This window comes from Microbacterium gorillae, assembly GCF_000826185.2.
GTDB lineage: Bacteria > Actinomycetota > Actinomycetes > Actinomycetales > Microbacteriaceae > Microbacterium > Microbacterium gorillae.
In genome coordinates, this window is the sequence record NZ_LN648874.1 from 117,826 (window position 1) to 140,703 (window position 22,878).

The 22,878-nt window shown below is 67.7% G+C and carries 18 protein-coding genes; 11 read left to right on the forward strand and 7 right to left on the reverse strand.

Features of this window, described 5'->3' with window-relative positions; translation table 11 throughout:
- Nucleotides 1-15 precede the first annotated feature (15 nt).
- The 3 genes from gcvT to gcvP are packed head-to-tail and all read left to right on the forward strand — an operon-like array spanning nt 16 to nt 4,435.
- Nucleotides 16-1,188: a glycine cleavage system aminomethyltransferase GcvT gene (gene gcvT / locus BN1193_RS06455; RefSeq protein ID WP_040164965.1), complete on the forward strand. Its 1,173-nt coding sequence runs from the start codon at nt 16-18 to the stop codon at nt 1,186-1,188.
- Nucleotides 1,185-1,568 (forward strand): glycine cleavage system protein GcvH, encoded by a 384-nt coding sequence (gcvH, locus tag BN1193_RS06460; RefSeq protein ID WP_040164967.1) that lies wholly within the window; start codon nt 1,185-1,187, stop codon nt 1,566-1,568. The genes gcvT and gcvH overlap by 4 nt, the downstream gene beginning before the upstream one ends.
- Entirely contained in the window at nt 1,565-4,435 is a 2,871-nt protein-coding gene (gene gcvP / locus BN1193_RS06465; RefSeq protein ID WP_040164969.1) for an aminomethyl-transferring glycine dehydrogenase, read from the forward strand. The genes gcvH and gcvP overlap by 4 nt, the downstream gene beginning before the upstream one ends.
- A gap of 94 nt (nt 4,436-4,529) precedes the next feature.
- Here the strand turns inward: gcvP and BN1193_RS06470 are convergent, their stop codons facing one another.
- Both BN1193_RS06470 and BN1193_RS06475 read right to left on the reverse strand, forming a co-directional pair.
- Nucleotides 4,530-5,474 (reverse strand): hypothetical protein, encoded by a 945-nt coding sequence (locus tag BN1193_RS06470; protein WP_141396635.1) that lies wholly within the window; start codon nt 5,472-5,474, stop codon nt 4,530-4,532.
- Between the two features lie 154 nt (nt 5,475-5,628).
- Entirely contained in the window at nt 5,629-6,390 is a 762-nt protein-coding gene (locus tag BN1193_RS06475; protein ID WP_040164970.1) for a CPBP family intramembrane glutamic endopeptidase, read from the reverse strand.
- A 199-nt stretch (nt 6,391-6,589) separates the two neighbouring features.
- On the opposite strand from BN1193_RS06475, the gene BN1193_RS06480 reads away from it, so the two are divergent.
- From BN1193_RS06480 to BN1193_RS06500, 5 genes are all read left to right on the forward strand, one after another.
- Nucleotides 6,590-8,224: a peptide ABC transporter substrate-binding protein gene (locus BN1193_RS06480; protein ID WP_094770320.1), complete on the forward strand. Its 1,635-nt coding sequence runs from the start codon at nt 6,590-6,592 to the stop codon at nt 8,222-8,224.
- 156 nt (nt 8,225-8,380) lie between these two features.
- Nucleotides 8,381-9,310 (forward strand): ABC transporter permease, encoded by a 930-nt coding sequence (locus BN1193_RS06485; protein WP_040164971.1) that lies wholly within the window; start codon nt 8,381-8,383, stop codon nt 9,308-9,310.
- 79 nt (nt 9,311-9,389) lie between these two features.
- Nucleotides 9,390-10,331, forward strand: coding sequence for an ABC transporter permease (locus BN1193_RS06490; RefSeq protein ID WP_040165594.1), 942 nt, complete (start codon nt 9,390-9,392; stop codon nt 10,329-10,331).
- A complete protein-coding gene (locus BN1193_RS06495; protein ID WP_052460514.1) occupies nt 10,328-12,022 on the forward strand; it encodes a dipeptide ABC transporter ATP-binding protein in 1,695 nt (564 codons plus the stop codon). The genes BN1193_RS06490 and BN1193_RS06495 overlap by 4 nt, the downstream gene beginning before the upstream one ends.
- A gap of 98 nt (nt 12,023-12,120) precedes the next feature.
- Complete coding sequence (locus BN1193_RS06500; protein ID WP_141396636.1) at nt 12,121-12,681, forward strand: PH domain-containing protein; 561 nt, start codon at nt 12,121-12,123, stop codon at nt 12,679-12,681.
- Nucleotides 12,682-12,923: 242 nt separating this feature from the next.
- On the opposite strand, the gene BN1193_RS06505 is transcribed toward BN1193_RS06500, so the two are convergent.
- The 4 genes from BN1193_RS06505 to BN1193_RS06520 form a co-directional block, all read right to left on the reverse strand.
- On the reverse strand, nt 12,924-14,630 hold the full coding sequence (locus BN1193_RS06505) for an ABC transporter family substrate-binding protein (protein ID WP_040164975.1): 1,707 nt from the start codon (nt 14,628-14,630) through the stop codon (nt 12,924-12,926).
- Between the two features lie 82 nt (nt 14,631-14,712).
- Complete coding sequence (locus BN1193_RS06510) at nt 14,713-16,776, reverse strand: ABC transporter ATP-binding protein (RefSeq protein ID WP_040164976.1); 2,064 nt, start codon at nt 16,774-16,776, stop codon at nt 14,713-14,715.
- Nucleotides 16,773-17,783 (reverse strand): ABC transporter permease, encoded by a 1,011-nt coding sequence (locus tag BN1193_RS06515; protein WP_094770321.1) that lies wholly within the window; start codon nt 17,781-17,783, stop codon nt 16,773-16,775. Before BN1193_RS06515 ends, BN1193_RS06510 begins: the two co-directional genes overlap by 4 nt.
- The gene (locus BN1193_RS06520) at nt 17,783-18,724 is read right to left on the reverse strand and encodes an ABC transporter permease (protein ID WP_230206436.1); all 942 of its coding nucleotides are present in this window, start codon (nt 18,722-18,724) and stop codon (nt 17,783-17,785) included. The genes BN1193_RS06515 and BN1193_RS06520 overlap by 1 nt, the downstream gene beginning before the upstream one ends.
- A gap of 318 nt (nt 18,725-19,042) precedes the next feature.
- On the opposite strand from BN1193_RS06520, the gene typA reads away from it, so the two are divergent.
- On the forward strand, nt 19,043-20,953 hold the full coding sequence (gene typA, locus BN1193_RS06525) for a translational GTPase TypA (protein WP_040164978.1): 1,911 nt from the start codon (nt 19,043-19,045) through the stop codon (nt 20,951-20,953).
- A 241-nt stretch (nt 20,954-21,194) separates the two neighbouring features.
- On the opposite strand, the gene BN1193_RS06530 is transcribed toward typA, so the two are convergent.
- Nucleotides 21,195-21,743 (reverse strand): helix-turn-helix domain-containing protein, encoded by a 549-nt coding sequence (locus BN1193_RS06530; RefSeq protein ID WP_040164979.1) that lies wholly within the window; start codon nt 21,741-21,743, stop codon nt 21,195-21,197.
- Nucleotides 21,744-21,825: 82 nt separating this feature from the next.
- On the opposite strand from BN1193_RS06530, the gene BN1193_RS06535 reads away from it, so the two are divergent.
- Complete coding sequence (locus BN1193_RS06535; RefSeq protein ID WP_052460515.1) at nt 21,826-22,548, forward strand: AzlC family ABC transporter permease; 723 nt, start codon at nt 21,826-21,828, stop codon at nt 22,546-22,548.
- Nucleotides 22,545-22,859, forward strand: coding sequence for an AzlD domain-containing protein (locus BN1193_RS06540; RefSeq protein ID WP_040164980.1), 315 nt, complete (start codon nt 22,545-22,547; stop codon nt 22,857-22,859). Before BN1193_RS06535 ends, BN1193_RS06540 begins: the two co-directional genes overlap by 4 nt.
- Nucleotides 22,860-22,878 lie beyond the last annotated feature (19 nt).

Sequence of the window (22,878 nt, forward strand, 5' to 3'; positions counted from 1 at the left end):
TCCGCCGGGAGAATCATGACGGAACCCCGCTACACCCCGCTCCGCGAACGCCACGAGGCGCTCGGCGCATCGTTCACCGATTTCGGCGGCTGGATGATGCCCGTCCGCTATACATCCGACCTCGCCGAGCATCAGGCGGTCCGCACCGGCGCCGGGCTGTTCGACATCTCGCACATGGCCGAGTTCGTCGTCTCCGGCGGACCGGCGGCACCGTTCCTGGACTACGCGCTCGCCGGACGCCTGTCCACGATGAAGGTCGGCAAAGCGAAGTACTCGCTCCTGCTGGACGAGCGCGGCGGCATCATCGACGACCTCATCGTGTATCGCCTCGGTGACGACCGCTTCCTCATCATCGCGAACGCCGGCAACCACGACGTCGTCGCCGCCGCCCTGCGCGAGCGCGCCGGGCAGTACGCCGAGCACCTGGCCGAGACCGGACCGGTCGCGGTCCCGCTGTCCACCGCCCCCGGGCCGCAGATCGCGTCGGTCACCGACATCACCGACAAGTTCTCGCTCATCGCCGTCCAGGGGCCGCGGGCGGAGGAGATCGTCACCACGATCACCGGCCTCGAGGTCACCGGCGTCGCGCTGGACGAGCTGGGCTACTACGCGTGGAGCTCGGCGGAGTTCCTCGGCTCGCCGGTCCTGATCGCACGTACCGGGTACACCGGTGAGGACGGTTTCGAGCTGCTCGTGGCGAACGAACTCGCCGCGCAGCTGTGGGACGCCGCGCTCGCCGCGGGGGAGCCCTTCAACCTGACGCCGGCCGGACTCGCCGCCCGCGACACCCTCCGCCTGGAAGCGGGGATGCCGCTGTACGGTCACGAGCTCTCGCTCGAGACCGCGCCGGCGCAGGTGGGGCTCGGTCGCGTTGTCGTCGCCGACAAGGAGCTGTTCGTCGGCAAGGACGGACTGTCCGCTCGCGACCTCACGGACGCGCCGGTCCTCGTCGGCCTCGTCGCCGAGGGCCGCCGTGCGGGACGGGCCGACTACGACGTCTACGCCGGTGAGGAGAAGGTCGGGGTCATCACTTCCGGCGCCCTCAGCCCGACGCTCGGCCACCCCATCGCGATGGCCCTCGTCTCCCCGTCGGCATCCGCCGTCGGCACCGCCCTCGAGCTGGACGTGCGGGGCACCCGCATCCCTGCGACCGTGACCGCACTGCCTTTCTACCGGAGGAACTCATGACCGATCTCAACGCCCTCAAGTACACGTCCGAGCACGAGTGGATCGCCGTGGACGGCGACATCGCGACGATCGGCATCACCTCCTACGCCGCCGAGCAGCTCGGTGACGTCGTCTTCGTCGAGCTGCCCGAGGCCGGCAGCGACGTGGCGGCGGCTGCGGTCGTCGGCGAGATCGAGTCCACGAAGTCCGTGGGCGAGCTCTACGCGCCCCTGGACGGCGAGATCGTCGAGTCCAACGAGGCCGTCGTGAACGAGCCGGCGCTGGTCAACTCCGACCCGTTCGGTGCGGGCTGGCTGATCAAGGTCCGCTTCACCGGCGATCTGCCGGCCGACGTGATGGACCACGCCGCCTACCAGGCCCTCGTCGGCGGCGAGGCATGACCCGCCCCTTCTCCTCGCGCCACATCGGAACGGACGCCGCCGCGCAGCAGCAGATGCTCGACGCGCTCGGCATCGCCGCGGGCGATGACCGCCTCGGTGCGCTGATCGAGGCCGCGCTGCCCGCCGCGATCCGCGCCGAGCAGGACGGCCCGTCCGTGCTGCCGCCGGCCGCGTCCGAGGCCGAGGCCCTCGCCGAGCTGCGCGCGCTCGCCGCGCAGAACCGCGTCACGACGCCGCTGATCGGACTCGGGTACTACGGCACCCTCACGCCGTCGGTGATCCAGCGCAACGTTCTGGAGAACCCGTCCTGGTACACCGCGTACACGCCGTACCAGCCGGAGATCTCGCAGGGCCGACTGGAAGCGCTGATCAACTTCCAGACGATGGTCACCGACCTCACGGGCCTCGACACCGCCAACGCATCGATGCTCGACGAGAGCACCGCCGTCGCCGAGGCCATGCTGCTGGCGCGCCGCGCGTCCAAGGCCAAGACGAACGTCTTCGCCGTCGATGCGGATGCGCTGCCGCAGACCAAGGCCGTGCTCGCCACGCGTGCCGCCGCCGTGGGTGTCGAGCTCGTCGAGGTCGACTTCGCGGCGGGGGAGCAGCTGCCCGAGGCCTTCTTCGGGTCCGTCGTGCAGTACCCCGGTGCGTCCGGACGCGTGTGGGATCCCACCGCCGTCATCGACGCCACCCACACCGCGGGCGGCCTGTCCGTCGTCGCCGCCGATCTGCTCGCTCTCACCCTCGTCCGTTCCCCGGGCTCGATGGGCGCGGACGTCGCCGTCGGCACGACGCAGCGCTTCGGTGTTCCGCTCGGATTCGGTGGTCCGCACGCGGGCTACATGGCCGTGCACTCCGGCCTCGAGCGCCAGCTGCCCGGACGGCTCGTCGGCGTCTCCGTCGACGCGGAGGGCAAGCCCGCCTACCGCCTCTCTCTGCAGACGCGTGAGCAGCACATCCGCCGCGAGAAGGCCACCTCCAACATCTGCACCGCGCAGGTGCTGCTGGCCGTCATGGCGTCGATGTACGCCGTGTACCACGGCCCGGACGGGCTGAAGGCGATCGCCTCGAACGTCGCCGGTACCGCCGGCAGCTTCGCGAAGTGGGTGTCCGGCGCCGGTGCGGAGATCGTTCACGAGTCGTACTTCGACACCGTCCTCGTCCGGGTCCCCGGTCGCGCGTCGGAGATCGTCGCTGCGGCCCACGACGCCGGCTTCCTCCTGCGTGAAGTCGACGCCGACCTGATCGGCGTGGCGTTCGACGAGGCCACCACGCTGGCCGATGCCGCCCGGCTCGCCGGCATCTTCGGGGCGACCGAGGGCCTGTCCTTCCTCGCCACGGGAGGGTTGCCCGACCGCCTCGCGCCGCTGGCTCGCCAGGACGACTACCTGACGCACCCGGTGTTCCACGCCCACCACAGCGAGACCGCCATGATGCGCTACCTCAAGCAGCTCGCCGACCGGGACTACGCGCTCGATCGCGGCATGATCCCGCTCGGGTCCTGCACGATGAAGCTCAACGCGGCCACCGAGATGGCGGCGATCACCTGGCCGGAGTTCGCGGGCATCCACCCGTTCGCCCCCGTCGAGGACGTCACCGGCTACCTCACGCTGATCGATCAGCTCGAGTCGTGGCTCACCGAGGTCACCGGCTATGACGCGGTCTCGCTGCAACCGAACGCCGGTTCGCAGGGCGAGCTCGCGGGCCTGCTCGCAATCCGCGGCTACCACCTGTCCCGCGGCGACGACCAGCGCACGATCTGCCTCATCCCGTCCTCCGCGCACGGCACGAACGCCGCGTCCGCGGTCCTGGCCGGGATGAAGGTCGTCGTCGTCGCCACGGACGACCTCGGCAACGTCGACCTCGACGACCTGCGCGTCAAGATCGCCACGCACGCCGACCAGCTCGGCGCCCTGATGATCACGTACCCGTCCACGTTCGGCGTTTACGAGGCCACCGTTCAGGAGATCACCGCGGCCGTGCACGAGGCCGGGGGACAGGTCTACATCGACGGTGCGAACTTCAACGCGCTCGTCGGCGTCAGCCGCTTCGGGGACCTCGGCGGCGACGTCTCGCACCTGAATCTGCACAAGACGTTCGCCATCCCGCACGGCGGTGGCGGACCGGGCATCGGTCCGGTCGGCGCGAAGGCGCACCTCGCGCCGTTCCTGCCCGGCCACCCGATGGCGCAGCAGGCCGAGCACGCCGGTGGTCACGTCTTCGACGGCGGTCCGGTCTCGGCGGCGCCGTACGGCTCGGCCGGAGTCCTGGCCATCTCGTGGGCGTACGTCCGGATGATGGGCGCGAACGGCCTCGCGGAGGCGACGGCCGCCGCCGTCCTGTCCGCGAACTACATCGCCGCACGGCTGACGGATCACTTCCCGGTGCTCTACACCGGCGAAGGCGGCTTCGTCGCGCACGAGTGCATCCTGGACCTGCGTCCGCTCAAGGAGGCCACCGGCGTGACGGTGGACGACGTGGCCAAGCGCCTGATCGACTACGGCTTCCACGCTCCGACGATGTCGTTCCCGGTGGCCGGCACGCTGATGGTGGAGCCGACCGAGTCCGAGGACCTCGGCGAGGTGGAGCGGTTCATCGAGGCCATGATCCAGATCAAGGCGGAGGCCGACCAGGTCGCCGCCGGTGTCTGGCCCGCCGACGACAACCCGCTCGTGAACGCGCCGCACACGGCGGAGTCGATCGTCGCCGCGGAGTGGACCCACCCGTACTCCCGCGAGCTTGCGGTGTACCCGGTCCGAGCCCTGATTCGTACGAAGTACTGGCCCCCGGTGAGTCGCATCGACCAGGCCTACGGCGACCGCAACCTGGTCTGCGCCTGCCCCCCGATCGAGGCCTTCGCCTGACCTGTCCTGACCTGTCCTGATCCGCGAAACACCCAGGCACGTCCGAGAAACCCCGCAACGCGCCGGGTTTCGGACGTGCCTGGGTGTTTCGGCGTCATGAGACGAACCGGCGGCCCCGGGCGAGGAAGCGACATGTCGCCAGCAGCGTGCCGTCCGGTGGTTGAACCTCACGGAGACCGGCCGCACGCAGCTTGTCTCGGAGTCGGTCCGGTTCCAGGACGTCCGCGAATCCCCAGCGAACGAACCCGGACATGTGGCGCCGCAGCCTGTCCTCTCGGATCTTCTCCGCGGTCAGGACCTCGCGCGCTCGATCCGTGCCCTTGAGGAAGTACTTGCCGTTGCCATCCGCCTCGCCGGCGATTCGTTCGTGCGCCCAGAAGAAGTCCAGGCGGTCCGATGCACCCTCGGCCGTGAACGACACCTGGATCGCCGGTGCCGGAAAGCCAAGCCACGCGATGACCGCACGGCTCACTGATTCCAGGGGTGACTCCGCGCGGCCATCAGCGGTGGCGGTGAGCCAGGACAGCGTGCGGGTGCCGCGCGAATTCGACTGGTGGTGCCAGATCTCGGCGAGATCGGCCCTGTCGCAGCGCACGGTCAGCGCCGCGTCCCATACGGCCAAAGCCGCCGCCGGCGCGATGACGCGTCCCAGATCGACGGCGGTGTCCGCGAGGCCGGTGACGAGGGAGCTCCCGACTCGTCCCACCTCGCGTTCGTCCTCGCTCGTGTGGATCAGGACGTCGCCGGCACGTTTGGTCTTGGACCGGCCCGAGTCGAAGACGTGCACATCCCGTGGTTCTCCGAAGATCGGCAAGCCGTGAAGGACGGCGGCCGACTCGTGACTGAACACAGCCTGCGGCGAGACGGCGGCGAAGGCCAGCACACGGTGCCGATATCGCTCCCATGGTGGGAGCGCATCCCAGTCGGCGGTCGGCGAATACACGCCGTGTCGAATGCGCGCGAGGGATCGATCGCTACGCAGGCGTGTGTGATGGCTCTCGTCGCGCGTGCGGAAGAGGGGGATCAATGGGTCCGTCATGGTGACACCCTGAGCTCCCCATGGCCGCGAATTCGGCCCGTATCTCGATCGGGGGACGGGAGTCCGCCCGGGGAGGAACCGCGAAACACCCAAGCGCGTCCGGAACACCGCGCAACGCCGGGTGTCTCGGACGTGCTTGGGTGTCTCGCGGGAGTCAGGCGGGGGTCAGGCGGGGGCGGAAGGCGACGGCGTCGATGAGGGTGTGTGCGATGACCAGCGGCATCACGCGGCCCCACCGGCGGTAGGCCCACCCGAACACCAGGCCCATCACGAAGTTGCCGATGATCGGACCGACGCCCTGGTACGAGTGATAGAGCCCCCGGACCACGGCGCTGGTGACGATCGTCGCCCAGGGGCCCACGCCGATGCGGCGGAAGCGGTCGAACAGCCATCCGATCATCACGATCTCCTCCATGAGACCGGAGCGGAGGGCGGACAGCAGCAGGGTCGGCACGGTCCACCACGTCAGGTCGGTGGCGGAGGTCTGCACCGCCACCGTGAACCCGAGCGAGCGACCGACCAGGTACAGGCCGATACCGGGGATGCCGATCGCGAGCACCAGGACGACACCGCGCACGGTGTCCGAACCGATCCGGCGGAAGTCCAGGCCGATGGCGCGCAGCGCGTTGCGGCCGGGTTCCCAGAGCAGATAGACCACGAGGGCCACCAGGGCCAGATCGAAGAACACGTCCAGGACGTTGTAGATGACGTCCCACACCGGGACGGTGTCGCGCTGCGGGTTGAGTTGCGTCGACTGCTGGGACAGCGGCACGGTTGCCAGGAACCGGCGCAGCAGCGTGATCAAGGAGTAGACCGCCGACTGCCCGAACGTCACGCACAGGACGAGGACGATCTCCCAGCGCAGCCGTGTTCGCGAAAATCGGTTCGCCGGTGCGGGCGTGGGGAGATCGGCCATTCCGCGATCGTATCGGCGGCGATCGATGAATCCGCCGTGCGCTGATCAGAACGCACCGCGGGGTGGGGCCGCGGTAAAAGATGTGTAACGGTTCGACCCGGTTCTTTGCTCACATCCCGCGCCACCCCTAACCTTGCGATATCCCGTATCTGTCACAGGAGACACGTGCGGACCAATCAACCCACTCTCAGGAGGACCAGTGAAGCGCACGAAGATCGCCCTCAGCGGCATCGCGCTGGTGAGCGTCGCAACCCTCGCTCTCGCCGGCTGCGCGTCCAACGGCGGCTCTGGCGACGACAAGACCGGTGGCAGCACCGGTGGCGGCGACACCTCGGCCATCATCAAGACGAACGGCAGCGAGCCGCAGAACCCGCTCATCCCGACCAACACCAATGAGGTCGGCGGTGGCAAGATCCTCGACTCCATCTTCGCGGGTCTGGTCTACTACGACGCCAAGGGCGCCCCGGTCAACGACATGGCCGAGAAGATCGAGACGGTCGACCCGCAGACGATCGAGATCACCCTGAAGAAGGGCCAGAAGTTCACGGACGGCACCGAGGTCAAGGCCGACAACTTCATCAAGGCCTGGAACTACGGCGCGAAGTTCTCCAACAAGCAGCTTTCGGCCTACTTCTTCGAGGACATCGAGGGCTACGACGCCGCGAAGGACTCCGAGCTGACGGGTGTCACCAAGACGGATGACTACCACTTCACGATCAAGCTGAACAAGCCGGCGTCGGACTTCGCTCTGCGTCTGGGCTACTCGGCCTTCTACCCGCTTCCGGACTCCGCGTTCGCGGACATGAAGGCGTTCGGTGAGAAGCCGGTCGGCAACGGCCCGTACAAGCTCGCCGGCGACGACGCGTGGAAGCACGACGAGTCCATCTCGCTCGTGAAGAACGATGACTACACCGGTGGCCGTCAGGCCAAGAACGGTGGCCTGGACATCATCTTCTACGCCACCCAGGAGGCCGCGTACTCCGACCTGCAGGCCGACCAGGTGGACGTCATCGACGCCATCCCGTCGAGCTCGCTGGCGACGTTCCAGGACGAGCTGGGTGACCGCGCGGTCAACCAGCCGGCCGCCATCTTCCAGTCCTTCACGATTCCGTCGCGTCTGGACCACTTCAGCGGCGAGGAGGGCCAGCTGCGTCGTCAGGCGCTGTCGATGGCCATCAACCGCGAGGAGATCACCAAGACGATCTTCCAGGGCACCCGCACCCCGGCCAGCGACTTCACCTCGCCGGTCATCAAGGGCTGGTCGGACAAGCTCACCGGCGCCGATGTCCTGAAGTACAACCCGGACAAGGCGAAGGAACTGTGGGCCAAGGCCGACGCCATCAAGCCGTGGACCGGCACGTTCCAGATCGCGTACAACGCTGACGGTGGCCACCAGGCCTGGGTCGACGCGGTGACCAACTCGATCAAGAACACGCTGGGCATCGACGCGTCGGGCAACCCGTTCCCGACCTTCGCCGAGGCGCGCACGCAGATCACCGACCGCACCATCAAGACCGCGTTCCGCACCGGTTGGCAGGCGGACTACCCGGGTCTGTACAACTTCCTCGGCCCGCTCTACGCGACCGGTGCCGGTTCGAACGACGGTGACTACTCGAACAAGGACTTCGACGCGCTGCTCGCTCAGGGCATCTCGCAGACCGACTCGTCGAAGGCCAACGACGACTTCCAGAAGGCTCAGGAGATCCTGCTGCAGGACCTCCCGGCCATCCCGCTGTGGTACTCCAACGTCACCGGCGGCTTCTCGAAGAACGTCGACAACGTCGAGTTCGGTTGGAACTCGGTTCCGCTCTACTACGAGATCACCAAGAAGTAATTCCCGGTTGATCGCACCCGCGAGGCGGTGACAGTCGTCACCGCCTCGCGGCGTGTCCCATAACTGTGCTCGCGTTCCGATCCAGAACCGGGCACGATGCTGTGTGGGGATTCCTGACGCGGAGTCCCCGTGCATCCACACGGAAGGGAGCGCGGTTTGGTCGGCTACATCGTCAAACGCCTCTTGCAGGTCATCCCGGTGTTCTTCGGGGCGACGCTGCTCATCTACTTCCTGGTCTTCGCCATGCCCGGCGACCCGATCCTGGCGATGTTCGGTCAGCGCACGCCGACCGAGTCCCAGTTGCAGGCGCTGCGAGACCAGTACCACCTCAATGAGCCGTTCATCGTGCAGTACCTGCTGTACATGAAGGGCGTCTTCACCGGCGACATGGGTCAGACCTTCTCCGGTCAGGACGTGTCCACGGTGCTCGCGCGGACCCTGCCGGTCACCGGGCGCCTGGCCGTGATGGCGATCGCCATCGAGTTCTGCCTGTCGATCATCATCGGAACCGCATCCGCCCTGCGCAAGGGCAAGGCGCTCGATAACATCATGCTGATCGTCAGCCTGATCTTCGTCGCCATGCCGGTGTTCGTGCTCGCGTTCCTCGCCCAGTACTTCCTGGCCGTCCAGTTCGGCTGGTTCAAACCGACAGTGGGGTCGGACAACGACTGGGGCGGCCTCTGGTTGCCCGCGATCGTGCTCGGCGTGAGCCTGTTCGCAACGAGCATGCGCCTCATGCGCGGTTCTGTTATCGAGACGCTGAACCAGGACTGGGTGCGCACCGCGTACAGCAAGGGACTCTCGCGCGGACGCGTGATCCCGGTGCACGTGCTGCGCAACTCCCTGATCCCGGTGATCACCAACTCCGCGACGAACTTCGGCGTGCTGCTGGTCGGTGCGACCGTCACCGAGGGCATCTTCAACGTGCCCGGTGTCGGTAACACGCTGTACCAGGCGGTCATCCGACACGAGAACGCGACCGTGGTCTCGTTCGTCACCGTGTTCGTCATCCTGTACGTGCTGGTCAACCTCGTGGTCGACCTGCTGTACGGACTGCTCGACCCGAGGATCCGTTATGCCAAGTGATGAGAAGATTCCCCAAGACGCCACGATGAACCTTCGTGACGCGACGTCCTTCGACCCGAGTCAGATCCCCGACGAGGTGATGCCGGCCACCCGCGCCGACCACTACGTCGCCGATGTCGCCACGCAGACGGTGGCGGTGGACGCGGTCCGCGTGTCGGAGAAGACCAGCAACCTGTGGCTGGACGCGTGGCGGGACCTCCGCCGTCGTCCGCTGTTCTGGATCTCGCTGGTCATCGTGATCGTGATCATCGCCATGGCCGTGCTGCCGCAGCTCTTCACGCAGCAGTCTCCGACCCTCAACTGCGAGTTGTCGAACTCGAACGGCGGCCCCGCCGCCGGTCACCCGCTCGGCTTCACGTTCCAGGGCTGTGACATCTGGGCGCGCATCGTGTACGGCACCCGCACCTCGATGGTCGTCGGTCTGCTGTCGACCATCATCGGCTCCGGAATCGGACTGATCATGGGCGCCCTGGCCGGCTTCTACGGCGGCTGGCTCGACTCGGTGCTCTCCCGCATCGGCGACATCTTCTTCTCGATCCCCTACATCCTCGCGGCCGTCGTGGTCATGAGCGTGTTCTCCAGCTCGCGCAACGAGCTGACGCTCGCGTTCGCGATCGGCGGGTTCGCGTGGGCCTCCACGGCACGCGTCGTGCGCGCCGAGGTGATGCGGGTCAAGCAGAACGACTTCGTGATGGCGTCGCGGGCACTGGGCCGGTCGCGCTTCTCCACGATGGTCACGCACGTCGTGCCGAACGCCATCGCCCCGCTGCTCGTCATCGCGACCTTGAGCCTCGCCGGCGCCATCGTCGCCGAGGCCACGCTGTCCTTCCTCGGGGTCGGACTGCCCTCCTCGACCATGTCGTGGGGCAATGACATCGGACAGGCGCAGCAGTCGCTGAAGGTTGCCCCGATGGGTCTGATCTATCCGTCGATCGCGCTGACGGTCACCGTTCTCGCGTTCATCATGCTGGGTGAGCTCGTTCGAGATGCGCTCGACCCGAGGGCGAGGGCGCAGCGATGAGTTTCCCGGAGACGAATGTGAGCAACCAGGAATACGTCGACGCACGCGAACCGCTGCTGCGGGTCCGGGATCTGAAGATCGCCTTCACCTCGGACCGCAAGCAGCGCGAGGTCGTGCACGGTGTCAACTTCGACATCTTCCCCGGTGAGACCGTGGCGATCGTGGGGGAGTCGGGTTCCGGCAAGTCCACGACCGCGTCGGCGATCATCAACCTGCTGCCCGGTACCGGAAAGGTGACCGGCGGTTCCATCACCCTGGACGGACGAGAGCTCACCACGCTCTCGCGCGGCCAGATGGAATCGCTGCGCGGCCGCGAGATCGGTTTCGTGCCGCAGGACCCGATGTCCAACCTCAACCCGGTCTGGTCGATCGGCTTCCAGGTGAAGGAAGCCGTCAAGGCCAACGGCCTCGCCCAGGGGCGACAGGCCATCAAGGCCCGCGCCATCGAGGTGCTGAAACAGGCCGGTCTCGCGGACGCCGAACGGCGTCTCGGGCAGTTCCCGCACCAGTTCTCGGGCGGCATGCGCCAGCGCGCGCTGATCGGTATCGGCCTCGCGGCCGACCCGCGTCTGCTGATCGCGGACGAGCCGACTTCGGCACTGGATGTCACGGTCCAGCGGGTGATCCTCGATCACCTCGCTTCGCTGACGCGGGACAAGGGCACCTCGGTGCTGCTGATCACGCACGACCTGGGACTCGCCGCCGAGCGCGCCGAGAAGATCGTCGTGATGAACCAGGGCGAGATCGTGGAGTCCGGCCCGAGCCGGGAGATCCTGCAGAACCCGCGACACCCGTACACCAAGCGGCTGGTGGCCGCGGCGCCCTCACTCGCGTCGCAGCGCATCCAGATCGCCGCGGAGGAGCGCGGGATCGAGCGCGAGATCGGGGGCGTCCCGACGGTCGCCGTCAAGGGCCTGACGAAGGACTACAAGATCCGGCAGGGCGCGTTCCACACGGAGCCGTTCCGTGCCGTGGACGACGTGTCCTTCGAGATCCCGCGGGGCAAGACGCTGGCACTGGTGGGGGAGTCGGGTTCCGGCAAGTCCACCGTCGCCAAGATGGTCCTCAAGCTCGAGGAGCCCACTGCCGGTGTGATCGAGGTCGACGGCAAGGACGTGTCGCGTCTGAACAACGCCGACACGTTCACCCTGCGCCGGCGCATGCAGCCGGTGTTCCAGGACCCGTACAGCTCGCTGGACCCGCTCCGCAGCATCGGCAGCCTCATCGAGGAGCCGCTGGTCATCCACAAGGTGGGCGACGCGGCGTCTCGTCGGGCACGTGTGCTGGAGCTGCTCGAGCAGGTCGCCCTGCCGCAGTCCCTGATCAGCCGCTATCCGAACGAACTGTCCGGTGGACAGCGCCAGCGTGTCGCCATCGCGCGTGCCCTCGCGCTCAAGCCCGACATCGTCGTGCTGGATGAGGCGGTCTCGGCGTTGGACGTGCTCGTGCAGGACCAGATCCTGCAGCTGCTCGCTCAGCTGCAGGAGGAACTGCAGCTGACCTACCTGTTCATCACGCACGACCTCGCCGTCGTCCGTGTCGCCGCGGACCTCGTGTGCGTCATGGAGCAGGGCAAGATCGTCGAGCAGGGCACCGTGGACGAGATCTTCGCCAATCCGCGTGAGGACTACACCAAGCGCCTGCTGGCGGCCATCCCGGGCGCCGACATCGAGCTCGGCATCGGCGGCTGATCCGGCCGATCATCACGCGAGGGCGGACGGGGCATCCCGTCCGCCCTCGTCGTCCGTCGGCGGCGGGTTCGTCCGGCGGGGGCGGGTAGTCTGCTGTGGTGAGTCCAGCACCCGGAAACCGCTACGTCATTCGCTCCATCGGCGGTCTCATCGCCACCGGAGTCGCCGTGCTCATCGCGGCGTACTTCATCATCGACGCCGGTCTGCGCGCGGGCTGGGGCACCACGATGCTGTGGGTGCCGTGGATTCTGCTGCTGCCGTGGGTGACGTACGTCGCGATGGCTTCGTCCACGATCGCCGTGGATGACGACGGCGCGACGGTCCAGAACCTGTTACGGCGCTACCGGATGCCGTGGGCGCGGGTCACGGACGTCGAGATGCGGATGCAGCTGACCTTCCACCTCGACTCCCGCAAGCCGGTCGTCTGCATGGGCGGCCCCTCCGTGGCACGTCCGGGGCAGCAGGTCACGCGCATGGGCAAGCAGAAGCAGGAGAACGGTGAGGCGACCGTACAGGGCCTCCTGCAGCGCTGGAGCGCCGGCCGCCACCGCGACGGCGCCCAGGGCCCGGTGACGGCCTCCTGGGACTGGCTGCTGATCGGCTCCCTCGCTCTCATCCTCGTCTGGGCCGCGGTCGCCACTCTGCTGGCCAACGCCTGACGCCCTCCGGGCCTATCTCCGGGGCCGCTCCGAGTCAGCCCGGAGACGAATCTGACGTCGCCCGTCCGGGAAGCACGAGCACGCGATCGCGTCGACATCGGCGGGGGAGCCCGGCGTGGCGGCGTGCCGCGCTGCGTCCCGCCGTGCGGGAGCCGCCGCGCGGGGGAGCCGCAAGCGGACGGGATGCACGAAGGGCCGGGAGCATACGCTCCCGGCCCTTCGGCGTCAGACGACTGTTGGAATTACTTCTCCCAGCCGAGGTCCTGCGGCTTGCCCTGGAAGAACAGACCGGCGCCGTAGTTGGCCAGGCCCTTCTTCACGGCGACGATGGTCGGACCGTTGTACATCGGCATGATGCCCGCGGTCTCCTTCAGCAGCTTCGCCTCGAGCTCATTGCCCTGCTTGATCTGGTCGTCCGGGTTACCGATCTTGGCGATCTCGGCGATCTCCTTGTCCATCTCCGGCGTGGCCGTGCCCGACAGGTTCAGAGTCGAGTCGGAGCAGTAGATCTGGCAGAAGTACGCGAAGCCGAACGGGTCAGAGGAGCTGAAGCCCATCATGAACATGCCGAACTCGCGCTTGGTGTAGACCTCGGAGAACTCGCTGGAGGGGCGGTTCTCGATCTTCGCGTCGACACCGATCTCAGCCAGCATCGAGTTGATGGCCTTGGCCTCGGCGGCCGAGGTCGGGTCGTCACCGAGCGTGGTGAACTGGATGGACAGCTTCTTGCCGTCCTTCTCGCGGATGTCGCCGTCCTTGGCCTGCTTCCAACCGGCCTCGTCGAGCAGCTTGGCGGCGGCGTCCTTGTCGAAGCCGAGGCCCGCCTTGGCGTAGTTGTCCTGGTAGCCCGGCTGGTAGCTGAACTGGTTGAACGAGCCCGGCTCCTTCTCGGTGTAGTCCAGACCCTGGAACTCGATCTTGGCGATGACCGAGCGGTCGATGCCCTTCATGATGGCCGTGCGGACCTGCAGGTCATCGAGGCTGGGCGCCGCCGAGTTCAGCATCAGCAGGTAGTTGGCGGTGCTGCCGCCGCGAAGGATGTTGATGTCCTTCATGTCCTTGACCTGCGCGAGGCGGTCCTGGCTGCTGGCGCTCGTCGCGTCGATCTCGCCGTTCTTGAAGGCGTTGATCGAGGCGCTGGATTCCATGGTCTTGAACGTGCGGGAGTCGAGCAGACCCTTGTCGCCCCACCACTTGTCGTTGCGCTTGAACGAGATGGTGCCGTTGTTCTTGTCGTAGTTGTCGACCGTGTACGGACCGGCGCCCCACTCCGCGTGCGGCGTCTCGACGTACGCGGTGTTGAACATGTTCGCGTCCTTGACCTCAGGGTTGAGGAGGAAGTTGAACAGTCCGTCGACCCAGGCGTACTCGCCCTTGAAGGTCACGACGGCCTGGCGGTCGTCCTTACCGGCCTTGACGGACTCGATCTGCACGTAGCCGTCGGTCGAGCTCACAGCGTAGTCCTTGTTCTCGCCGTCGTTGGACTTCCAGGTGTTCTCGAAGCTCTTCCAGTCGATCGGCGTGCCGTCGTTGTACTGGGCCTTCGGGTTGATCGTGTACGTCACGACGGTCTTCCCGTCGACGTCTTCCTTCTTGACGTCGCTCAGGTAGTCCTCGTTGGCGTGCCACGTGCCGTCCGCGTCGAACAGCGCGATGACCGGGTTGTACCAGCGCCACACGTTGGACGTGTACAGCGTGCCGTCCGCGTGGAACGGGTTGAACTGCGCGCTGATCTCGGTGGTGGCGGTGGTGAAAGTGCCGCCCTCCTTGAGGTTCTCGCGCGGCTGCGGGTTGTAGTCCGCCTGATCCTTCGCTGCGTCGGCGGACCCGGAGGCGCCGCTCGTGGACCCACCGCCGGAGCCGCCGGTGCTGCAGCCGGACAGCAGCAGCGCGCCGGCAGCAACGGCAGCCGCAGCGGCGATCAGCCGCTTCTTGGTTGCAATTGACATTCTTGACCTCCTCGGCCGCCGAAGCGGCTGGACTGTGTGATGGTGCGAGAGGACTCGCGGTCTCCTGAGACTCGGCGGGTTGCTATGCCACCTCCCGCGTGAGAACTCCGGAGCTGAAGTGACAAGCGTCCGCGTGGTCGCGACCATGCGTGATGAGGGCCGGCGGTACGGTCTCGCACCGGCGTCGGTCCTCCTCGCTCGTCAGAGTCTGGTACAGCGGGCAGCGCGTCACGAACGGGCAGCCCTGGGGGCGCGACGCGGGCGACGGCAGATCGCCCGTGAGGACGATGCGGTCGCGCGTGCGCTCGATCTTGGGGTCCGGGATCGGGATCGCGGACAGCAGCGCTTTGGTGTACGGGTGCGTCGGATTGTCGAAGATCTCCTCAGTATCGCCGAATTCGACGAACTTGCCGAGATACATCACACCCACGCGATCGGCGATGTGGCGGACCACGGACAGATCGTGCGCGACGAAGAGGTAGCTCAGCTTCAGCTTGGCCTTGAGCTCTTCGAGCAGATTGATGACACCCGCCTGGATGGACACGTCCAGCGCCGAGACCGGCTCATCGAGGACCACCAGCCGCGGGTTGGTCGCGAGGGCGCGGGCGATGCCGATGCGCTGACGCTGGCCGCCGGAGAACGCCGAGGCGAAGCGCTCGACGTGGGCGCGGTTCAGTCCGACCAGGTCCATCAGCTCGGTCACCCGGGCCGAGATGTCACCGTCGTAGCCCATGGAACGCAGTGGCTCGGCGAGGATGTCGCCGACCGTCATGCGCGGATCCAGTGCGCCCATCGGGTCCTGGAACACGATCTGCGCGTTTCGACGCAGCTTGCGCTCCGCCCGGCCACCCTTGATCGTGGAGACGTCGACACCGGTCAGCTCGACCGAGCCGGACTGCGGCTTCATGTCCATGATCTCGAGGAGCGTCGTGGACTTGCCCGACCCGGACTCGCCGACGATCGCCAGGGTCTCGCCCTCGCGGATGTCGAAGGACACGCCGTCCACGGCGTGCACCGTGCCGATCCGGCGCTTGACCAGCGCACCGCGGGTGAGCGGGAACTCCCGCCCCAGGTCGGTGACCTTGAGGATGGTCTCGCGCTGCTCGCGCGGCACGTCCGCGATGGGCGAGGGCGGGATCTCCGGGGTCGGGTAGACGTGGCCTTCGGCCGTGCGGTCCAGGCGGATGCAGGCGGCCATGTGCTCCAGATCGCCGTCCACCGGGATCAGCGGCGGCTCGGACGTGCGGCACGCCTCGGTCGCGATCGGGCAACGGGCGACGAACGGGCACTCGTCCGGCAGGCCGATGAGGATCGGCGGGTTGCCGGGGATCGGCGTCAGCGGCTCGTCGGCGGTCTGGTCGACGCGCGGGATCGCGGCGAGGAGGCCGATCGAGTACGGCATGCGGGTGTTCTCGAAGACCTCGTCGACCGAGCCCTTCTCGACCGGCTTGCCGGCGTACATCACGAGGACGTCGTCCGCGCTGTGCGCGACCACGCCCATGTCGTGCGTGATCAGCAGCACACCGGCGCCGGTCTCCTCCTGCGCGCGGTCCAGGACATCCAGGATCTGCGCCTGGATCGTGACGTCGAGCGCGGTGGTGGGCTCGTCGGCGATGATGACGCGCGGGTTGTTCGCCATCGCGATCGCGATGACGACGCGCTGGCGCATGCCGCCGGAGAACTCGTGCGGGAAGGAGCGCAGGCGCTCCTCCGGACGCGGGATGCCGACGATGCGGAGCAGATCGACGGCGCGGGCGGCGGCAGCCTTCTGCGAGAGGTGCTTGTCGTGCACCTGCAACGCCTCGATGATCTGGTCACCGATGGTGAACACCGGGGTCAGCGAAGACAGCGGGTCCTGGAAGATCATCGAGATGTCCTGGCCGCGCAGGCGCGACATCTGCTGGTCGGACAGTCCGAGCAGCTCGCGGCCCTCGTACTGGATCGAACCGGTGATGCGCGCGGTCTTCGGGTGCAGACCCATCACGGCCAGCGAGGTCACGGACTTGCCGGAACCGGACTCGCCCACGATCGCGAGCGTCTTGCCGGCGTGCAGGTCGAAGCTCACTCCGCGCACGGCGTCCACGATGCCCGCTTCGGACGGGAAGCTGACGGCGAGATCTCGCACGGACAGCAGCGGAGCGCTCACGCGGTTCCTCCAGAGTTCGAGTTGGGGTCAAGCGCGTCGCGCAGACCGTCGGCGACGAAGGCCATGGACACGGTCAGCAGCGTCAGCACACCGGCCGGGAAGTAGAACAGCCACGGGGCGCTGGTGACCGTGTTCGCGCCCGAACCGATGAGGGAGCCGAGCGAGACGTCCGGAATCTTCACACCGAAGCCGATGAAGGACAGTCCGGTCTCGGCCATGACGGCGCCGACGATGCCCAGCGTGAACGAGATCACCAGCAGGGAGCCGATGTTCGGGATGATGTGGCGCAGCACGATCGTGAATCCGGGGACGCCCATGTAGCGCGCTGCGGTGACGTAGTCCTGCTCGCGCACCGACAGGGCGATCGCCCACACGGTGCGGGCCGTCATGAACCAGCTGATCGCCGTCATCACGATGGCGATCACGAGCCAGTTGCCGCCGGCCTTGTTCGAGATGAGAGAGAGGACCAGGAAGGTCGGCATGATCATCAGGAAGTGGATGATCGCCAGGATGATCTGCTCGGTGCGGCCGCGGAAGTACGCGGCGCACGCGCCGACGATCGCCGCGATCACGGTGGAACCGATGGCCACGATCAGGGCGATCAGGATCGACTGACGCAGGCCGTGTGCGGACTGGGCGAACAGGTCGTTCCCGGCGTTGTTCGTGCCCCACCAGTGGTTGTTGGTTCCGGGAGGCGACGTCAGACTCATGAAGTCCGTGTTCAGGAAGTCGTACGGCGCGATCATCTCGCCGAAGATCGCGAACAGCGCGAGCGCGGCGAAGATGATCAGGCCGGCCACGGCGGTCTTGTTGCGGCGGAAGCGGCGGACGTACAGCTGGAGCGTGCCGCGGGACTTGGCCAGCGGCAGCGGTGCGTTGCCCGCCTCGATGGAATCCGTCGTCTCCTCAACCAGGGCGGCGTCCGTCGCCGTCAGCGCACCCCCGGTCGGGATGTCGGCATCCGGTCGGGCGCCGGCGAGTTCGCTCTCGCGGTCGGAAAGGGCCATCAGCTCACCCTCACTCTCGGGTCGATCGCAACGACGGCGATGTCCGCGAGGATGGCGCCGATCGCCGTCATGAGGGCGCCGAAGGCCGCGATGGCGACCACGCCGTGGATGTCGTTCTTGGCGATGGTGGTGATGAAGTACCTGCCCATGCCCTCCCACTGGAACACCGTCTCGGTCAGCACCGCACCGGTGAACATGCCGGGGATCGAGAACGCCACGGAGGTGACGACGGGGATCAGGGACGTGCGCAGCGCGTGCTTGCGAACGGCCTGCTGGCGGGTGAGGCCCTTGGCGCGCGCCGTGCGCACGTAGTCCGCGTTGATGTTGTCCAGCAGCAGCGAACGCTGCATGAAGTAGGTGCCGGCGTATCCGGTCAGGACCAGGGTGATCGTCGGGAGCGTGAGGTGCTGCAGCACGTCGACGAAGACCGGACCGAATCCGGACACCCCGTCACTTCGAGAACCGGTGACGAAGAAGATGCGCGTGCCGACGGTCTGGTTCAGCCAGATCGCCAGCAGCACGATGCCGAGGCCGGCCACCACGATCGGAAGGTTCATGGTGATCGTCGAGGTGAACTGCACGGTGCGGTCGGTGGCGCTGTACTGGCGCGACGCGGTCCAGACAGCCAGACCGATGCCGATCAGCGTCATCAGGATGGTGGCGCCGAGCAGCAGTTCGGCGGAGTTCCAGATGCGGAAGGACACCTGATCGTTGACGCTCTCGCCGACCGGGCTCTTGCCCCAGTCCCAGCGCGTGATCACGCCGGTGAACCAGGTCCACCAGCGCTCCACGAGCGGGGTCTTGTCGTTCAGGTTGTACTGCGACAACGCGGTGTCGGCGACGCTCTCCGCGACGGGAGGGTTCCGACCCGCGTAGTTCGAGCGCGGGTTCAAGAAGATCGTCGCCAGGAAGTACGTCAGATTGGTCGCCAAGAAAATCATGGCCAGCCAGCCCAGCGTGCGGCGGAAGAGATACCTCAGCACAGAGGTCCTCTTCCAGTTTTGCGTTCGTGCATCCCCACTGTCCTTACATTCCTGTCACGTCAAGGTGTCCTCGGGTTGAACTTCTGCACGTTACCTCGTTTCCGGCGAGTAAGGGAAACTCCTGTCGGGATGTTGTGGGTTTGTTGTACCCCGTCTCAGTGATTCCGGACCCGCGTCCCACGCCGCAGGGGCGGCGTTCAGCGGCCGTTCGGGCGCGGTTGGTAGGATGGTCCGTCCGCATCTCGCGGAATCTCCCGACTTCAAGGATCTTCTTCCATGGCGCATGCCCTCCGCACTGACCTTCGAAACGTCGCGATCGTCGCTCACGTCGACCACGGCAAGACGACCCTCGTTGACGCGATGCTCCGTCAGACGGGTTCCTTCGGTGAGCACGCTCACGTCGAGGAGCGCGCGATGGACTCCAACGACCTGGAGCGTGAGAAGGGCATCACGATCCTCGCCAAGAACACGGCGATCACCTACAACGGTGAGCACACCGACGTTCCGGTGACGATCAACGTCATCGACACCCCGGGCCACGCCGACTTCGGTGGTGAGGTCGAGCGCGGCCTGTCCATGGTCGACGGCGTCGTGCTGCTGGTGGACTCGTCCGAGGGCCCGCTGCCGCAGACCCGCTTCGTGCTGCGCAAGGCGCTGGAGGCCAAGCTCCCGGTGATCCTCGCCGTGAACAAGACCGACCGCCCCGACGCCCGCATCGCCGAGGTCGAGGCCGAGGCGCAGGACCTCCTGCTGGGTCTCGCGTCCGACCTCGTGGACGACGTCCCGGACCTCGACGTCGACGCGCTGCTCGACGTCCCGGTCGTGTACGCGTCCGGTCGTGCCGGTGCCGCCTCGCGCAACCGTCCGGTCGACGGCACGCTGCCGGACAACGACGACCTCGAGCCGCTGTTCGGTGCGATCCTCGAGCACATCCCGGCCCCGTCCTACGACGACGAGGCGCCGCTGCAGGCGTGGGTGACGAACCTCGACTCCAGCCCGTTCCTCGGCCGCCTCGCCCTGCTGCGCGTCTTCAACGGCACGCTGCGCAAGGGCCAGACCGTCGCCTGGGTCCGTGCCGACGGCACCACCAGCAACGCCCGCATCACGGAGCTGCTGAAGACCCGCGCCCTGGAGCGCTACCCGGCCGAGGAGGCCGGTCCCGGTGACATCGTCGCCATCGCCGGCTTCGAGGACATCACGATCGGTGAGACCATCGCCGACCCGGAGGACGTCCGTCCGCTGCCGATGATCCACGTCGACGACCCGGCCATCTCGATGACCATCGGCACCAACACCTCGCCGCTGGTCGGCAAGGTCAAGGGTCACAAGCTGACCGCGCGCATGGTCAAGGACCGCCTGGACCGTGAGCTCGTCGGTAACGTCTCGCTCAACGTCGTCGACGTGGGCCGCCCGGACACGTGGGAGGTCCAGGGCCGCGGTGAGCTGGCGCTGGCCATCCTCGTCGAGAACATGCGTCGCGAGGGCTTCGAGCTGACCGTCGGCAAGCCGCAGGTGGTCACGAAGAAGATCGACGGCAAGGTCAACGAGCCGTTCGAGCACCTGACCGTGGACGCGCCGGAGGAGTACCTCGGCGCGATCACGCAGCTCCTGGCGTCCCGCAAGGGCCGCATGGAGGGCATGTCCAACCACGGCACCGGCTGGGTGCGCATGGAGTTCGTCGTCCCGTCGCGCGGCCTGATCGGCTTCCGCACCGAGTTCCTGACGACCACGCGCGGCACCGGTATCGCCAACGCCATCTCGCACGGCTATGAGCCGTGGGCCGGTCAGATCGTCACGCGTCAGAACGGCTCCATCGTGGCCGACCGCTCCGGCGTCGTCACCCCGTTCGCGATCATCGCCCTGCAGGAGCGCATGAGCTTCTTCGTGCAGCCTCAGGACGAGGTCTACGAGGGCATGGTCATCGGGGAGAACTCGCGCAACGACGACATGGACGTGAACATCACCAAGGAGAAGAAGCTCACCAACATGCGCTCCTCCACGGCCGACACGTTCGAGTCGATGACGCCGCCGCGCATGCTCTCCCTCGAGGAGAGCCTCGAGTTCGCCCGCGAGGACGAGTGCGTCGAGGTCACGCCGGAGAAGGTCCGCATCCGCAAGGTGAACCTGGACGCCACCGAGCGCGCCCGCGCCACCGCACGCCTGAAGAAGCAGGACCAGAACGCCTGAGTTCCGCCACGAACGCCCCGCCTCCCGGCGGGGCGTTCGTCGTTCCGGCGTCCGTGCTCGTGCACACCGGCGGGCCTGGCCCCCGACACGCCGTCCGGGAGCCAGTGGGTGCGGCGTGTCGTCCGGGAGCCCCGCCGCTGTGCTCCCGGCGGAGATCAGCCACGGCGGCGCGGGGTCCAGCGCGTGAGCAGAACGAGGGGTGAGGCGCCCGCGCCGGACGACGCGGCGCGCGGGGGCGGCATCAGCGCAGCTCGTTGATCAGGACGGCGGCGGTACCCGGCGAAAGCGCGCGGAACACGTGCGCGACGTCGGCGGTATAAGAGAGGTAGTCGCCCGGGGCGAGCTCGACCGGCTCGAGCTCCGGACCCACCTGCGCGCGGCCGGCCGTCAGGATCACGTGCTCGACGGCACCGGCCGCGTGCGGCTCGGCGACGTGGGCGTTGCCGGGCTCGGCGGTGATGACGTAGATGTCCCGCCGGGCGCCGGGCGGACTGGCGGACAGCAGGGTGGCCAGGTATGGCGCGGCGGCGGCCGGGATACCGGCGTAGTCCCCGGCGCGGACGAGTCGCGGTCCGGTGGCGGGTGCCTCGACGAGGGTGGAGAACGGCACGCCCAGGGCATCGCCGATGGCCCACAGCGTCTCGACGGTGGGGTTCGCGGTTCCGGATTCCAGTTGGGAGACGGTGGCCTTGGAGATCCCCGCGCGACGGGCGAGCTCCGACACGGCGAGTCCGCGCGATTCGCGCTCGGAGCGGAGCCGTTCGGCGATGCGGGTGCGAAGGTCGTCCATGTGCACAGCCTGCCACAACCGTTCGATGAAATAAACGATCGTTCGACTTGACGATCGATCTTGTCGTCCGCACAATGGCGACATGACTCCCGACGCCGCGGCGGACGCGCCCCCGACCGACGGGTCCGTGTCCCGTCGCGCGTGGCGTGACGGAGTGGCCGTCGCCCTGGCCACCAGCGCCTACGGTGTCTCCTTCGGCGCGCTCGCCGTCGCGAGTGGGTTCGACATCTGGCAGACCTGCACCCTGAGCCTGCTGATGTTCACCGGCGGATCGCAGTTCGCGTTCATCGGCGTGATCGCCAGCGGCGGGGTGGCGGCGGCGCCCGCTGCGATCGCCTCGGCGGCGCTGCTGGGTGTCCGCAACATCGCGTACGGGATGCGCATGGCGCCCATCGTCGGGACCACGCTCGGGCGTCGGATCGCCGCCGTTCCGGTCACGATCGACGAGTCGACGGCCGTCGGTCTGGCGCAGTCGACTCCGCGCGCGCGACGGATCGGGTTCTGGGTCACCGGTGTCGGCATCTTCCTCGGCTGGAACCTCACCACGCTGCTGGGTGGACTGCTCGGCGACCTGCTCGGCGATCCGAAGACGTACGGACTGGATGCCGCGGCCGCGGCGGCTTTTCTCGCCCTGCTGTGGCCCCGGTTGCGCGGCCGCCAGCCCATCGCCGTCGGCATCGCGGCCGCGCTCGTGGCGGTCCTGCTCACGCCCGTCGTGATCCCGGGGCTGCCGGTGCTGGTGGCGGCACTCGTCGCGGTCGTCGTGGGCTGGTTCAACCTGTTCGGACGACGGGTGGCCGCATGACGCTGTGGACGGCGGTGCTGCTGGCCTCCGTGATCTGTCTCGCTCTGAAGGCGGTGGGGTATCTCACGCCCGCGCACTGGCTGGAAGCGGAGCGGCCGTCACGCATCACGGACCTGCTGACCGTGGCGCTTCTGGCCGCGCTGGTCGCGGTGCAGACGTTCGGCGACGGTCAGTCGATCGTCGTGGACGCGCGGGTGCCGGCGGTGCTCGTCGCGGGCGGGCTGCTGATGCTGCGCGCGCCGTTCCTGGTCGTGGTCGTCGCCGGCGCCGTGGTCGCGGCGGGTGCGCGCGCCCTCGCTTGGGCGAGCTGACTCGGAGATCGCGGAGGGT

Excerpts from the sequence above, each read along its gene's own strand:
- BN1193_RS06520 (WP_230206436.1), bottom strand. The coding sequence starts at position 18,724 with ATGATTTTCTTGGCGACCAATCTGACGTACTTCCTGGCGACGATCTTC.
- BN1193_RS06535 (WP_052460515.1), top strand. The coding sequence starts at position 21,826 with ATGACTCCCGACGCCGCGGCGGACGCGCCCCCGACCGACGGGTCCGTG.
- BN1193_RS06515 (WP_094770321.1), bottom strand. The coding sequence starts at position 17,783 with ATGGCCCTTTCCGACCGCGAGAGCGAACTCGCCGGCGCCCGACCGGAT.
- gcvP (WP_040164969.1), top strand. The coding sequence starts at position 1,565 with ATGACCCGCCCCTTCTCCTCGCGCCACATCGGAACGGACGCCGCCGCG.
- BN1193_RS06530 (WP_040164979.1), bottom strand. The coding sequence starts at position 21,743 with ATGGACGACCTTCGCACCCGCATCGCCGAACGGCTCCGCTCCGAGCGC.
- gcvH (WP_040164967.1), top strand. The coding sequence starts at position 1,185 with ATGACCGATCTCAACGCCCTCAAGTACACGTCCGAGCACGAGTGGATC.
- BN1193_RS06495 (WP_052460514.1), top strand. The coding sequence starts at position 10,328 with ATGAGTTTCCCGGAGACGAATGTGAGCAACCAGGAATACGTCGACGCA.
- typA (WP_040164978.1), top strand. The coding sequence starts at position 19,043 with ATGGCGCATGCCCTCCGCACTGACCTTCGAAACGTCGCGATCGTCGCT.
- BN1193_RS06505 (WP_040164975.1), bottom strand. The coding sequence starts at position 14,630 with ATGTCAATTGCAACCAAGAAGCGGCTGATCGCCGCTGCGGCTGCCGTT.
- BN1193_RS06540 (WP_040164980.1), top strand. The coding sequence starts at position 22,545 with ATGACGCTGTGGACGGCGGTGCTGCTGGCCTCCGTGATCTGTCTCGCT.
- gcvT (WP_040164965.1), top strand. The coding sequence starts at position 16 with ATGACGGAACCCCGCTACACCCCGCTCCGCGAACGCCACGAGGCGCTC.
- BN1193_RS06470 (WP_141396635.1), bottom strand. The coding sequence starts at position 5,474 with ATGACGGACCCATTGATCCCCCTCTTCCGCACGCGCGACGAGAGCCAT.
- BN1193_RS06475 (WP_040164970.1), bottom strand. The coding sequence starts at position 6,390 with ATGGCCGATCTCCCCACGCCCGCACCGGCGAACCGATTTTCGCGAACA.
- BN1193_RS06490 (WP_040165594.1), top strand. The coding sequence starts at position 9,390 with ATGCCGGCCACCCGCGCCGACCACTACGTCGCCGATGTCGCCACGCAG.